This is a genomic window from Flavobacterium sp. B114r, from assembly GCF_056824125.1.
The window spans coordinates 883,756-897,822 of the sequence record NZ_CP124858.1; the positions used below are offsets into that span (position 1 = coordinate 883,756).

12 protein-coding genes are annotated in these 14,067 nt (G+C 33.0%); 6 read left to right on the forward strand and 6 right to left on the reverse strand.

What is annotated here, in order from left to right; all coding sequences use genetic code 11:
• Positions 1 to 357 precede the first annotated feature (357 nt).
• From QLQ94_RS03980 to QLQ94_RS04000, 5 genes are all read left to right on the forward strand, one after another.
• On the forward strand, positions 358 to 1,074 hold the full coding sequence (locus QLQ94_RS03980) for an NUDIX hydrolase (protein ID WP_271334078.1): 717 nt from the start codon (positions 358 to 360) through the stop codon (positions 1,072 to 1,074).
• Between the two features lie 21 nt (positions 1,075 to 1,095).
• Positions 1,096 to 1,821 carry an NUDIX hydrolase gene (locus QLQ94_RS03985; RefSeq protein WP_271334077.1) on the forward strand — a complete coding sequence of 242 codons (726 nt, stop codon included), beginning with the start codon at positions 1,096 to 1,098 and terminating at the stop codon, positions 1,819 to 1,821.
• A gap of 165 nt (positions 1,822 to 1,986) precedes the next feature.
• Positions 1,987 to 3,783, forward strand: coding sequence for a translation elongation factor 4 (gene lepA, locus QLQ94_RS03990; RefSeq protein WP_271334076.1), 1,797 nt, complete (start codon positions 1,987 to 1,989; stop codon positions 3,781 to 3,783).
• A 281-nt stretch (positions 3,784 to 4,064) separates the two neighbouring features.
• Entirely contained in the window at positions 4,065 to 4,679 is a 615-nt protein-coding gene (locus tag QLQ94_RS03995) for an outer membrane beta-barrel protein (RefSeq protein WP_271334075.1), read from the forward strand.
• Between the two features lie 293 nt (positions 4,680 to 4,972).
• Positions 4,973 to 5,929: a helix-turn-helix transcriptional regulator gene (locus QLQ94_RS04000; RefSeq protein WP_427401223.1), complete on the forward strand. Its 957-nt coding sequence runs from the start codon at positions 4,973 to 4,975 to the stop codon at positions 5,927 to 5,929.
• Between the two features lie 71 nt (positions 5,930 to 6,000).
• Here the strand turns inward: QLQ94_RS04000 and QLQ94_RS04005 are convergent, their stop codons facing one another.
• Entirely contained in the window at positions 6,001 to 6,480 is a 480-nt protein-coding gene (locus tag QLQ94_RS04005) for a DinB family protein (RefSeq protein WP_271334073.1), read from the reverse strand.
• A 493-nt stretch (positions 6,481 to 6,973) separates the two neighbouring features.
• Between QLQ94_RS04005 and thiL the strand changes: the two genes are divergently transcribed.
• Complete coding sequence (gene thiL, locus QLQ94_RS04010) at positions 6,974 to 8,020, forward strand: thiamine-phosphate kinase (RefSeq protein ID WP_271334072.1); 1,047 nt, start codon at positions 6,974 to 6,976, stop codon at positions 8,018 to 8,020.
• An 88-nt stretch (positions 8,021 to 8,108) separates the two neighbouring features.
• Here the strand turns inward: thiL and QLQ94_RS04015 are convergent, their stop codons facing one another.
• The 5 genes from QLQ94_RS04015 to QLQ94_RS04035 form a co-directional block, all read right to left on the reverse strand.
• Positions 8,109 to 8,807 carry a response regulator gene (locus QLQ94_RS04015; RefSeq protein WP_271334071.1) on the reverse strand — a complete coding sequence of 233 codons (699 nt, stop codon included), beginning with the start codon at positions 8,805 to 8,807 and terminating at the stop codon, positions 8,109 to 8,111.
• Positions 8,804 to 10,855, reverse strand: coding sequence for a tetratricopeptide repeat-containing sensor histidine kinase (locus tag QLQ94_RS04020; protein WP_271334070.1), 2,052 nt, complete (start codon positions 10,853 to 10,855; stop codon positions 8,804 to 8,806). Before QLQ94_RS04020 ends, QLQ94_RS04015 begins: the two co-directional genes overlap by 4 nt.
• Positions 10,856 to 10,950: 95 nt before the next feature.
• The gene (locus QLQ94_RS04025) at positions 10,951 to 11,196 is read right to left on the reverse strand and encodes a hypothetical protein (RefSeq protein WP_271334069.1); all 246 of its coding nucleotides are present in this window, start codon (positions 11,194 to 11,196) and stop codon (positions 10,951 to 10,953) included.
• A 174-nt stretch (positions 11,197 to 11,370) separates the two neighbouring features.
• Positions 11,371 to 12,180 (reverse strand): LytR/AlgR family response regulator transcription factor, encoded by an 810-nt coding sequence (locus QLQ94_RS04030; protein ID WP_271334068.1) that lies wholly within the window; start codon positions 12,178 to 12,180, stop codon positions 11,371 to 11,373.
• Positions 12,181 to 12,447: 267 nt separating this feature from the next.
• Complete coding sequence (locus QLQ94_RS04035; RefSeq protein WP_271334067.1) at positions 12,448 to 13,986, reverse strand: glycine--tRNA ligase; 1,539 nt, start codon at positions 13,984 to 13,986, stop codon at positions 12,448 to 12,450.
• Positions 13,987 to 14,067 lie beyond the last annotated feature (81 nt).

The following is a 14,067-nucleotide window of genomic DNA, read 5'->3' on the forward strand; positions in this document are numbered from 1 at the left end:
TTTTTAATCTTATAGTCAAACTGAACTTATCTTATGGTTATTTTGACTACAAGTGTAAAACATTTTTTCTATATTAACAAAATATTAGGGTTATTTTTTTCCGATTCTGATTATTAGAACCAAATTATTATCGATATAATAAAATTTTAGTTGAAACACAATAAAAAAATATCAAAAAAATAACGAATTACCATTTTGACAATCAAGCGTTTAAGAATAACTATTTTAAAACATCATTTTTAATCAAATTCCAAATCACTGATTATCAGAAAATTATTATGTTAAGAAAAATATAAAGCTTTTACGAAGGCAACTATTCATTTTATTTATTTAATTTGTCAAAATATAAAATAGCGCATGGTTAAAAATACAGAGGACGATTCAGCTTTAAAAAGCGAGCAGACCGCAATGAACGCGATCACTATTGACTGTGTGATATTTGGATTTGATAAGGGAAGTTTGGAAGTGCTTCTTGTACAACATGGTGAAGGAATCAGTAAAGGAAAATGGGGTCTTCCGGGAGGATGGATTTATAAAAAAGAAAGTACTGATGATGCTGCGCACCGTTTACTGAATGAACTTACGGGCCTTGACAATATTTATCTGGAACAATTGAAGGCATTTGGGGATCCGGACCGATTTCCGCTTAGACGCGTTATCACTATTGGATATTATGCGTTGGTAAAAAGAGAAGATTATAATATTAAAGCTGGTTTTACGGCCTCTGATGCAAAATGGTATAAGATCAATAGTATCCCGAATTTGATTTATGACCATAACGAAATTTTAGGATATAGTCTAAAACATCTTCAAAACAGAGTACGTCAGGCTCCAATTGGATTTAATCTCTTACCGGAAAAATTTACACTATTGCAATTAATGCATTTATACGAAGAAATTTTAGGAATTGAAATGGACAAATCTAATTTCAGACGAAAAATTCTTCACATGAAATTACTTGTGGCATTAGACGAGAAACAACAAGATGTCTCGCACAGAGCAGCTAAATTATTCAAATTTGATCCGGAAATTTATACTAAACTGACCGAAAAAGGATTCAACTTTGAATTTTAATACTTTTGACAATTATAACAAATGACTTTTCCCTCTTCTCAACATACGCCTCAATCTGATCACAAAATTACTACTCCGGGAATTGACGGAATCACGATTGACTGCGTTATTTTTGGTTTTAACAAAGCGAGTCTTGAGGTGCTTTTAGTACAGCATGCTGAAGGAGAAAGCATAGGAAAATGGGGTCTTCTTGGTGGATATATGAAAAGGGAGGAAAGTGCTGATGATGCCGCACATCGTATTGTGTATGAACTTACAAGTCTTGACAATATTTATTTAGAGCAGTTAAAGGCGTTTACGAATCCGGATCGTGTGCCGGAAAGAAGGGTTGTAACTATTGGTTATTATACTTTGGTGAATCGGGAAGATTATAATATTAAAGCCAGTTTGTCTGTAATCGAAGCAAAATGGTATAAAATTAATACGATTCCGGATTTAATTTTTGATCATAATGAGATTCTTAAATTTAGTTTGATGCAATTGCGTAATCGCGTTCGTCAGGCTCCGATTGGTTTTAATCTTTTGCCGGAAAAATTTACTTTATTGCAATTAATGCATTTGTATGAGGAAATTTTAGGAATTGAATTGGATAAATCTAATTTTCGCCGAAAAATTCTTCACATGAAGTTATTGATTGCTCTTGACGAAAAGCAACAGGACGTTTCGCACAGAGCTGCCAAATTATACAAATTTGATGCTGAAACTTACAAAAAACTGACTGAAAAAGGGTTAAATTTTGAGTTTTAACGGTTGTTTTAAAACTGAGATTCTAACTATCGGACAACTACATTCCAGAATCCAAAACTTTGCGCTATCTTTGCGCCTTAATAAAACGCTCTACAGCAATTGCTACAGCGTAATTTATACCCTGAAAATTACTTAAAAACTCGTTTAGAGAATTGATATATTAAAATGAAAAAGATACGTAACTTTTGCATTATTGCACACATTGACCACGGTAAAAGTACATTGGCTGACCGATTATTAGGCGCTACACAAACCGTTACAGCTCGTGAAGAAAAAGCTCAATTGCTTGACAACATGGACCTGGAACGTGAACGTGGAATCACCATAAAAAGTCACGCCATTCAAATGGAATATACTTATAAAGGAGAGGAATATATTTTAAATCTTATTGACACTCCCGGTCACGTTGACTTTTCATACGAAGTTTCACGATCTATTGCTGCCTGCGAAGGGGCACTTTTGATTGTTGATGCTGCTCAAAGTATTCAGGCACAAACGATTTCAAATTTATACCTTGCTTTAGAAAATGACCTGGAAATTATTCCGGTATTGAATAAAGTAGATTTACCAAGTGCTAATCCTGAAGAGGTTAGCGATGATATTATCGATTTATTAGGATGTAAATTAGAAGATATTATTCATGCTTCAGGAAAAACAGGTTTTGGTGTTGAAAATATCTTAGCTGCCATTATCGAAAAAATCCCTCCTCCGTCAGGAAATGTTGATGAGCCGCTACAGGCTTTGATTTTCGATTCTCATTACAATCCGTTTCGTGGAATTGAAGTTATTTTCCGTGTAAAAAACGGGCAGATTAAAAAAGGGCAAAAAATTAAATTCATGGCTACCGGCAATGAATATTTTGCTGACGAAATTGGAACTTTAAAATTAAATCAGGTTCCTAAAAATGTGATTTCGGCTGGTGATGTTGGTTATTTGATTTCAGGAATTAAAGAAGCCAAAGATGTAAAAGTTGGAGATACTCTAACTGATGCTAAAACACCTACTACTAATATGATTACGGGTTTTGAGGATGTAAAGCCAATGGTTTTCGCCGGAATTTATCCTGTAGATACTGAAGATTATGAAGATTTGCGTTCTTCTATGGAGAAATTGCAATTGAATGATGCTTCGCTTGTTTTTACTCCTGAAAGTTCTGCGGCTTTAGGATTTGGTTTCCGTTGTGGATTCTTAGGAATGCTGCACATGGAAATTATCCAGGAACGTTTAGAGCGTGAGTTCGACATGACTGTAATTACTACAGTTCCTAACGTTTCGTATCTTGCCTATACTAAAAAAGAACCAGAAGTTCCATTTGTTGTTAATAATCCTTCTGACTTACCTGAACCATCTCGTTTAGACAGAGTTGAAGAACCATATATTAAAGCAACCATCATTACAAAAGCTGACTTTGTTGGAAACGTAATGAGTTTATGTATCGAAAAACGTGGTGTAATTACCAATCAAACGTATTTGACTACTGAACGTGTTGAATTGAATTTTGACATGCCTCTTGCAGAAATTGTATTCGATTTTTATGATCGTCTAAAAACAGTTTCTAAAGGTTATGCTTCTTTTGATTACTCTCCGATAGGAATGAGAACTTCGAAACTGGTAAAACTGGATGTTCTTTTGAATGCTCAAACAGTTGATGCGCTTTCTGCATTGATTCACGAAGACAACGCGTATAACATTGGTAAAAAAATGACCGAAAAATTACGCGAATTAATCCCAAGACAACAATTCGACATTCCGATTCAGGCTGCAATTGGGGCTAAGATTATTGCTCGTGAAACGATTAAAGCACTTCGTAAAGACGTTACCGCAAAATGTTATGGTGGTGATATTTCGCGTAAGCGTAAATTACTTGAAAAACAGAAGAAAGGTAAAAAACGTATGAGACAAGTAGGAAACGTTGAGATTCCTCAGGAAGCTTTTATGGCTGTTTTGAAACTTAACGATTAATTTTTTTAGAAGAAAGAATAAAGAGAATAGAATATAGATTGAACCCGATGACTTGCGTTATCGGGTTTTTTATTTTAATGAAAACCCATTTTTCACTTCATTAAAACCCCATTTAACACACACAAAACGTTAATTAACCCATTAAAATAAACACGTAAATACCTACTAAAATGTAAGATTATTAACTCAATAACTTCATTTTTAATCCTATTGATTGCTTTCATCAAATTTTTAAGACTAAAAACATAATTTTAATCTTACAACATTTAAAAGCAATTATTATGAAAACTAAATTTTTTATTATTTTATCGATGCTAACTTTTTCATTTGCCAATGCGCAACAGGGTGAGGTCGACTCTGAAATGAATTCAGCAAAAGGTGTTACTTTCCAAAACGGCGATATGTTTCTTGAAGGTTCTATTAAAATTAGCACAGGTGGTGACACGGATTATTATGGGTTTAGTCCAAAATTTGGTTATCTATTGAGTGATAAATTTGCGGTTGGAGCAAAACTGAATTACTCCAGTGAAGAAGTAGAAGCCACAAGGGTTAAAACAAATGTATTTGGAGTTGGTGCTTTTGCTCGTTACTACTTTTTAGAATTAGATAAAAAACGTTTTAAAGCCTTTGCTGAAGCTGGTTTAGGTTACGGACGTAATAAAATCGAAACTCCTCCAAACAGCGACACAAGCAACAGCGTTACAGCAGACATTACTGTTGGTCTTAATTATTTTGTTACCAAAAATATTGCGGTAACTTTTACATTAGCAAATGTACTGGCATACAACAGCGTTGCACCAGAAAATGGAAAATCATCAGATACTTTTAATTTAAACATTAATTTATTTGAAAACATTTTCGACCAACCACAATTTGGACTTTTATACAGATTCTAGAAACTTAATTTTGTTTCAGGTTTAATGTTTCAAGTTATCATACTCTGAAATTTAACTGCAAAATTTACAAACTAATTTATAACCCGATGACTTTCGTTATCGGGTTTTGTTTTTGATAAATAGATTACCAAGATGCACAGCAGTGCGTCTATAGAAATGCAAACTGTGTATCATTCTTTAACCACAAAATCTGTCCTAATATGGAACAGCTTTTTTATTTCTTTAAACGCTGAACCTTTGTATCTTTGAACCTTTGTAACTTTTCAAAAAACCTCTGCACCTATAAAAATAAAATGGACGAAACCCCAAAACGATTTGATCGCATTATCGCTATTCTTATTCAGTTACAATCTAAAAAAATTGTAAAAGCTCAGGAATTAGCCAATCGTTTTGAAGTTAGTTTAAGGACTATTTACAGGGATATTCGAACTCTTGAAGCTTCTGGAGTTCCTATTTATAGCGAAGCCGGTGTTGGTTATGCTTTGATGGACGGTTATCGTTTACCTCCCGTTATGTTTACACGCGAAGAAGTAGGCAGTTTTATTGCTGCCGAAAAACTAATGCAAAAGTTTACGGATCCCTCTCTGGGATCTCATTACGCATCGGCAATGTATAAACTAAAATCAGTGCTAAAAACTACTGACAAAGATTGGGTATCTAATATTGAGTCCAGAATTTTGATGCAAACCCAAGAACCTTTATTTCATGACAGCTCACCTAATACGTTAGCTATTTTGTTTGACAGTATCGCAGAAAAGAAGCAAATCATTTTATGTTATAAAACTGCAGAAGCGGAACAAGCAACAAACAGAAACATTGAGCCTGTTGGGGTTTTTCATGATCATAATAATTGGTATTTTTTGGGATATTGCCATTTACGTCAAGATTACCGCCAGTTTAGAACAGACAGAATTCTGGGAATACAAAAAACGGAATGTAATTTTACGATAGAACACGATTCTCTGGAAACGTATTTAACTAAAATAGAAACAATTCCTACGACAAAAGTTAGGATTTTAATAGATAAAAAAATCATCAATTATATTCGATACGAGCAAAAATATCACGGTTACATTTCTGAAAAAGAAATTGGCAATCAAATCGAAATGACTTTTATGTCACGTGATATTCAGGAAAGTTTTCCGCGTTGGTTTCTGATGTTTGGAGATTATGCGACCATTGTGGAGCCCGAAAAACTAAAAATCAGAACACTGGAACTTGTTGAAAGTTATATAAAGAGATTATCATAAAAAAACTCCTAAAAGAAGAATTTCAAGTTCATCTCTCAGGAGTTTTTTTATTTAGCCAATCTTCAAGAATACTATCTTTCCCAGAAAAAAGGAGGTTCAATTCCTAAAGCTCTCAGATATACATATCCTTGTCCTCGATGGTGTACTTCATTATCAATAAAGTATAAAATATTCTGATATATCGGAAATTCATATTGACCAAAAAGATTAAAGTTTGCACTAAAATCTTCAATAGATAATTTCTCCCAGTATTGATTAATTTCCGCAGTCGCTTCATCCCATTTTTCAAGATATTGCGCTTTAAAAATCAGTTTTTCTGATCCTTCAGTAAAAGGTTTTACTTCTTTATTTACAATTCCTTTTAATCCGGGAACTGCAATCGCCAAAAGTTCATCAGCCATTTTAGAAAAAGTTCTCATTCCTCCTATCGAGAATTCAAAAAAATCTTTCTCCGGAAACGCCTCGATAACATTACGTGTAAGGGCGCGATGACCTTGCCAGTGTTTCAATAAATCTTCTGGAGTAATTACTTGTGCAGCTAATGTTTTCATAGTTTTAAAGTTTTATATTTTTAATACTTCAAAAGTATCGAGGGTCGGTGACAACAGTTTGTCAGCAGGAAAAAAAAATAAATGTTTTTTTCCTGCTGACAAACGTAGAGACGCACAGCAGTGCGTCTCACACAACGTAACCCCATTTTATTGACACAACATAATCCCATTTATTTACATTAAATAAAGAGATAAATGATAATTAATAATGGAATAAATGGTGGTTACTGGACGGGAGACGCACTGCTGTGCGCCTCTACGATATAGATTATGAGGAATATTTGTTTGCAGAAATATTTTTTTTCGGTTATCGCACACGTAGCGCAATTCAAACCCGACAGGTTTTGAAAACCTGTCGGGTTTAGTACACGCATTAAGAAGCTACAAATCAGCACCTCTTTACACATAAATAATACGTTCAGATATAACATGTCATTAAGTTCGATAAAACCTTTGTACCTTTGCACCCTAATAAAATTGGAACTTAGAAAAAATGATCGAAGATAAAAATCCGCAACGTACCAGTATAGCCCAATTAGGTGAATTTGGCTTAATTGAACATCTAACAAAAAATTTTGATGTTACTCAGGAATCTACTTTAAAAAGTATTGGTGATGATGCTGCTGTTCTTGATTTTAAGGATAAAAAAGTAGTTGTTTCAACTGATTTATTGATAGAAGGAGTACATTTTGATTTAGCTTATATGCCATTAAAACATTTAGGATATAAAGCTGTTGTTGTAAATATATCTGATATCTGTGCAATGAATGCCAGACCAACGCAAATAACGGTTTCTGTAGCTGTTTCTAACCGTTTTCCGCTAGAAGCATTAGAAGAATTGTTTGAAGGGATTACACACGCTGCAAAAGAATATAAAGTGGATGTTATTGGTGGAGACACTACCTCATCGCAAAAAGGATTAATTATTAGCATTACTGCAATTGGTGAAGCTGATGAAGATGAACTTGTATATAGAAATGGTGCCAAACAAACAGATTTACTTGTTGTAACCGGAGATATTGGTGCTGCTTATATGGGATTACAAGTTTTAGAACGCGAAAAGCAGGTTTTTCAGGTAAACCCAAACAGTCAGCCTGATCTTGATATGTACAGTTATTTAATCGAACGTCAGTTAAAACCTGAAGCGCGAAAAGATGTTCGTACTTTATTGCATGCACTTGAAATTAAACCAACTTCGATGATCGATATATCAGACGGTTTATCCTCTGAAATTATCCATTTATGCAAACAATCAAAAGTAGGCTGTAATTTATACGAAGAGAAACTTCCGTTAGATCCTCAATTTATTTCAACTTGCGAAGAGTTTAATATTGACAGTACAACTGTGGCGATTAATGGTGGCGAAGATTATGAATTATTATTTACGATCGACATTAATGATTTTGACAAGATAAAAGGGAATCCAAATTTCTCTGTTATTGGCCATATGGCAGACGAAAGCGAAGGGATAAATTTAGTGACTCGTGCCAACACTCAAATTCCTTTAAAAGCGCGTGGCTGGGATGCTTTGACTGAATAGCAGATTTAAAATTTCAATAAAAAAAATTCCAAATCCCAATGATCTTGTATTATTGGAATTTGGAATTTTTTTATTTAGAGTTTCATTTTTAAAAAAGTCCTTTACTCTTGGCTTCTTTCAGCAATTCTTCATCAGAGCCAGATTTCACTTTGAGTAATTCCTTAAGGCTCACTTTACGTTTTTCAATCGCATTTAAAGAAATCGGAATGTATTGCGGCATGTCTTCAAGTGATGTTCCTTTTGACAAATGAAATAAAATTTGCTTATCAAACTCATCGATTTCAATTGAATTATGAGGCGATTGATTGAGTATCTTCTGAACTGACTGACTGTAATATTTATCATTTTTCATCACTTTGTCCAGTGCAAAAAGCAATTCATCAAAAGTAAGATCATTTTTTATGACTAAACCATTGGGCTGAATGGTTCTGATAATGGTTTTAATTTTTAGTAATTCGGTATACATTGTCAACAAAATCACTTTACAACTTGGCATTTTCTTTAAAATTAGTTTTGCCAAATCTTCGCCTGAAAAAATATCTTTCTCTTCATAGGATGGCATACTAATATCTAAAAAAGCGATATCGAAATTTGGGCTTTTTTCGTCTTCGATTAAATCATATCCTGATTTACAATCGTGAGCCTGCGAAATTATAAATTCGTATTGATCAGGATTATAACGTGTTATTGCATTTTTATATCCCTCAATAATAAAGGGATGATCGTCAACAATTAAAATATTCATTTTAATTAATTCAGGATCTGTGGCATTTTGGTCAACTATCATGTATTCTGTAGGTTTATTTTCTGATCTATAGGGATTTTAATTTCAAGAAGCGTTCCTTCTCCCTGGGTTGATTTTAAGGTCGCAGTACCTTTACATTCTGTCGCTCTGTATTGGATATTATGCAATCCTATACCATTTTTTATTCTTTTCACATTAAATCCAATTCCATCATCAGAAATAGACAATACCAAATGATCTATTTCACTTTTAAATTCAACAGTAATCGTGTTTGCATTTGCATACTTATTACAATTCTGAAGTGCTTCCTGCACGATTCTGTATAAATTAATCTTAACAGTATTACTTACCAGTTCCCATTTAATATTAGAGTCGAACGAGGTAATTAATTTTGAATCGTATGTGTTTTGCTGGTCTTCGAATAATTTTTTTAAAATCGCGATAAAATTATTAATTAATTCGGATTTCTCTCTATTTAAGTCATGCGAAATTTCACGTATATCTTCTTCAATATGTTTTAATTCCGTCAGATACTTTTTTCTTTTGGGAGCAGCTTCTACTTCATCAATTTTATCAAGACTGTCTAAACTTATCCTTACACCAAACATTCTCCCTAAAACTCCATCATGCAGATCCTGAGCCACTTTTTTCTTTTCTTTTATTCGGGTTTGCTCAATATCATTTTGTTGCGAAATCATAAGATTATAGATATCTTCGTTCGCTATTTGCTGCTGTTGTTTAAAAAGTAATTCTCTATTTTTGGCCTGTTGTGTTTTGTAAACATAAAAAAACAATCCTATTAATGTACAGATACTAAAAACGTAAATTAGGGTTTTGTTCTTTTCTTGCAGACTTGAGTTTTGATCTTTAATTTCGGAGGTTTCATAACCAATTCGAGAGAATTTCTCACCCATTTTGCGCTCAGCTTTTAGCATTTTATCATTCAGCTTAATATATTCCTGCGAATAATTTGAAGCATTTTTAGCATCAACAATCGCTAATTGTTTAAGCGCTTCTAATGTACTGACTAATTTAGCTGCACCCCGTGATGAATTAAGTGCTTGTTTTGCAAATTGAATCGCTCTGAGTGAATCATTTTTTGAAGCATAATATTCCGATAAATGAATTTTACTCGCAACTGTTGCGCCATCTAAACCTAAACTATCTCTAATTTTTAACGATTTGTAAAATAAGTCGGGTAACTGATCTGATTCATTTAACTTAAATTTAGAATATGCTAAATTGTCCATTAATATGGCATATAAAGTTGTCTTGTCAACAAACAGATTTTTTTCGTCCAGACCTTTTTTGAAATAAACCTTCGCTTGTTTATAATCATGTTTATTTAAATAAACATATCCAATATTGTTTAATGAAGTTGCTCTATACTGAAATTGTGACGGAATTGATTTATCATCTAAAACATTTAAAGCTTTATTTTGAAATTCCAGGGCTTTTGAATATTCCTCTCTTTCATTATAAAGGATTCCTAAAAGATTATAACTTTCATAAAAAAGATCATTTACCTTTTTTTGTTTCTTTAAGCTATTCAATGCTTTGAAAACAGTTATTTCGCTCTCAAAAAAATCACCTTCATTATACTGAAGGCTTGCCTTATTTAAAAAAGTTCTTGCAATATTGTATTGATCATTTAATCTCAAATAATACTTTTCGGCTTTAAAATAGCTCATAAAAGCACTATCAGCAATGGACTTAACGATATAATAATCTCCTAAATAAGAATACGCTTTGGCAATACTAACAGAATCATTTGATTTTTTTGACCTCTCTAGTATTAGTTTTGCTGTCTCCCGATAGGATTTCCAATCGTTCATATTATAATATCGATTGGCAACTTTAAAAAGATTTACCTTATTCATTGAATCATTTTTTTGATCCAGAATTATATCAAGTGCTTTTTGATTGTATTTTTTCTTAAATTCTAAAGGTAATTTATCGTCATTGGCTAAAGAAAGATAGCTGGGAAGACTGTCTACAGGAGAATGTAAACCATCTAACGAAGATGCTTTTTTGGTACAAGCCCCAAAAACAATGAATAAAAGGACAATTATTTGGTGGTGTTTTTTCAATTGCAGCCTGAATTTTACCAAAAATAGTAAAACTATAGATACAAAAAAAAGCTGCCATGAAATGGCAGCTTAAATATATTTTTTATTGTAAGGTTTTAGTCTAATTTCTTGTTTCCACCTACAGATTGATTGATTGTTCCAAGACTGGAATCATTACTTGTGTCAAAAGTAATTCTATTTGAATCTACTTTCTTTGTAGGTCCTCCTGTTGCACCAGTTCCGTCTGTTTCAAGAGTTGTGTTAATATCACCTTTATATACATCATTAATTTGTGGAGTTGCAAATGAAGTTGCTACCATTACTAAAGAAAATAATCCGAATGTTAAAGCTGCTTTTTTCATGATTTGAGGTATTTATTTGTTTGATTTATTGTTTTAGGAAATCATCGCTTTGTGCGAATCATGGTGTAAAACTAACTCCGGATTCAAAGAAAATATATACGAAAAAATAGGTTTATGGTAGAACATACCCAATTGATAGTCAATGGGCACCAAATAGATGTAAACGTCTAGTTTTTAGACTTCTAAGTAATTTCCTATAGAAAAATCAGCAATAATTAGATCTACATTTGGTTTGTAGGTTTTAGAAAAAGGAATCTTTTTTAGTGAGTTTTTTATGTAACAAACTGAGCTTCCGCTATGAATTCTCGAAATGTAATTTTTATTGATAATATAACTATTGTGAATTCGGATAAAAGGATGTGACAAAACACCCTCGAAATGCTTTAAAGTTTTAAAAGCAGTGATCATTTCTCCGGAGTTCAGATAAATATCCGTTGAATTATTATCTGCCTGAAAATAACAAATATCCTGGGCGCTGATATAGCGATAATCCCCATATGATTTAATACAGATAATAAGTGGCTTTTCGACAACTTCGGGTGTTTGGGCAAATGGAAGTATTGCCGAAGCTGTTTCGTTCCTTATTTCAGCTGAATTAGCTTCTAAAACACTTTTTTCAAGTTTTAAAAGCATCTTCAATAAATCTATTGACTGAACCGGTTTTAATATATAATCAAAAACGCTGTATTGAATGGCTTCAAATGCCAGCTTTCTTTTTGGTGTGGTAATAATGATCTTCGGAAGATGAGAAAAAAATCTGTAAAGCTCATTTATAAATGCCAGCGACAGATTACTGGATAAGTCCCGCGGATCAATTTCTAAAAAAATAATCGAAGGCCGGTGTTCTAAAACCAAATGCAAACCATCATGATAATTTGCAGCCGAAGCCAAAAAAGCTAACTCAGGGAAACCTTCTGCAACTGTTTTTGTTTTTAGAATACTTTCTGCATCATCGTCAATGATAATATACGAATACTTTTTCAATATTAGTTTTTGTTGAATTTTCATGGATCACAGACAACTATTCCTTTAGCCTCATCAATACTTTGAAAAAATTTGTTTTAGTGGTTCGCAATTAAAAATACAAATTTCAACTATTTTACTATTTCATTGTTAATACATTCCACACAAATGTTAACACATAAGGATGAAATGCAAAAAAATCCGACGAAATGCATTAATAAAACTAAAAAAATCCCAAATTCCGATATGGAATTTGGGATTTTTTATAAATATTGTTTTTAAAAAAAATTACATTTTCATTAACCAATTTTTCATTGAAACTTCGTTTTCTATTATATCCTTTAATTCAGATATTTTTACACGATCTTGTTTCATTGTATCTCTATGACGAATTGTTACTGTCTGATCTTCGATTGTCTGATGATCTACTGTTATACAAAACGGAGTTCCAAGAGCATCTTGTCTTCTGTAACGACGTCCTACAGCATCTTTTTCATCATACGCTACCGTGAAATCCCATTTTAAATCATCTATGATTTTTTTAGAAATTTCAGGTAATCCATCTCTTTTAATTAATGGCAGTACCGCAGCTTTTGTTGGCGCTAAAACTGATGGTAATTTTAGAACTGTTCTTGTCGAACCATCCTCAAGAGTTTCTTCCTGCAATGATGTTGCAAAAACAGCCAAAAACATACGATCTAAACCTACTGAAGTTTCTACTACGTATGGCACGTAGTTCTCATTTAGTTCAGGATCAAAATATTGTAATTTTCTACCAGAATATTGTTCGTGCGCTTTTAAATCAAAATCCGTACGAGAGTGAATTCCTTCTAATTCTTTGAAACCAAAAGGGAAATTAAACTCAATATCAGCAGCGGCATTTGCGTAATGTGCTAATTTTTCGTGATCATGAAAACGGTAATTCTCTTTTCCTAATCCTAAAGATAAGTGCCAGTTTAAACGTGTTTCTTTCCAATGGTGGTACCATTTCATTTCTTCACCCGGGCGAACGAAAAATTGCATTTCCATTTGTTCGAATTCACGCATACGGAAAATGAATTGTCTTGCAACAATTTCGTTTCTGAAAGCTTTACCCGTTTGAGCAATTCCAAAAGGAACCTTCATACGACCAGATTTCTGAACATTTAAAAAGTTCACAAAAATACCTTGCGCCGTTTCCGGACGTAAATATAAATCCATTGCAGAATCTGCAGAAGCTCCTAACTTAGTTCCAAACATTAAGTTGAATTGCTTTACGTCTGTCCAGTTTCTAGAACCGGTTTCAGGATCAGCAATTTCCAATTCTTCAATTAATGCTTTTACATCCTGAAGATCATCAGTCATTCCTTTTGCAAGCCTTGATAAAATTTCTTTGTATTTTGAAAGATATTCTACGACGCGGGCATTTGTTGCAACAAATTCTTCCTCATTAAATGCATCTCCAAAACGAGCTCTCGCTTTTTCAATTTCTTTTTGAGCTTTTTGATTAATCTTTTCAGCATGATCTTCAACTAAAACATCAGCTCTATATCTCTTTTTTGAATCTTTATTATCAATCAACGGATCGTTGAATGCATCAACGTGGCCTGAAGCTTTCCAGGTAGTTGGATGCATTAATATTGCGGCATCAAGGCCTACAATATTCTCATTCATCTGAACCATTGATTTCCACCAATATTCACGGATATTCTTTTTTAACTCGACACCATTTTGTGCATAATCATACACTGCACTCAATCCATCGTATACTTCGCTTGACGGAAAAATAAATCCGTACTCTTTTGCGTGCGAAACCACATTCTTAAATATATCTTCTTGTTTTGCCATAGTGATGCAAAAATATAAAAAGTACGTTGAAAAAAAAGAAAAATTATAAAGATTGAAGCATTCATTTCGTTATTTTTGTAA

Coding starts and splice junctions, on each gene's coding strand:
- QLQ94_RS03980 (WP_271334078.1), top strand. CDS start 358: ATGGTTAAAAATACAGAGGACGATTCAGCTTTAAAAAGCGAGCAGACC.
- QLQ94_RS03985 (WP_271334077.1), top strand. CDS start 1,096: ATGACTTTTCCCTCTTCTCAACATACGCCTCAATCTGATCACAAAATT.
- lepA (WP_271334076.1), top strand. CDS start 1,987: ATGAAAAAGATACGTAACTTTTGCATTATTGCACACATTGACCACGGT.
- QLQ94_RS03995 (WP_271334075.1), top strand. CDS start 4,065: ATGAAAACTAAATTTTTTATTATTTTATCGATGCTAACTTTTTCATTT.
- QLQ94_RS04000 (WP_427401223.1), top strand. CDS start 4,973: ATGGACGAAACCCCAAAACGATTTGATCGCATTATCGCTATTCTTATT.
- QLQ94_RS04005 (WP_271334073.1), bottom strand. CDS start 6,480: ATGAAAACATTAGCTGCACAAGTAATTACTCCAGAAGATTTATTGAAA.
- thiL (WP_271334072.1), top strand. CDS start 6,974: ATGATCGAAGATAAAAATCCGCAACGTACCAGTATAGCCCAATTAGGT.
- QLQ94_RS04015 (WP_271334071.1), bottom strand. CDS start 8,807: ATGATAGTTGACCAAAATGCCACAGATCCTGAATTAATTAAAATGAAT.
- QLQ94_RS04025 (WP_271334069.1), bottom strand. CDS start 11,196: ATGAAAAAAGCAGCTTTAACATTCGGATTATTTTCTTTAGTAATGGTA.
- QLQ94_RS04035 (WP_271334067.1), bottom strand. CDS start 13,986: ATGGCAAAACAAGAAGATATATTTAAGAATGTGGTTTCGCACGCAAAA.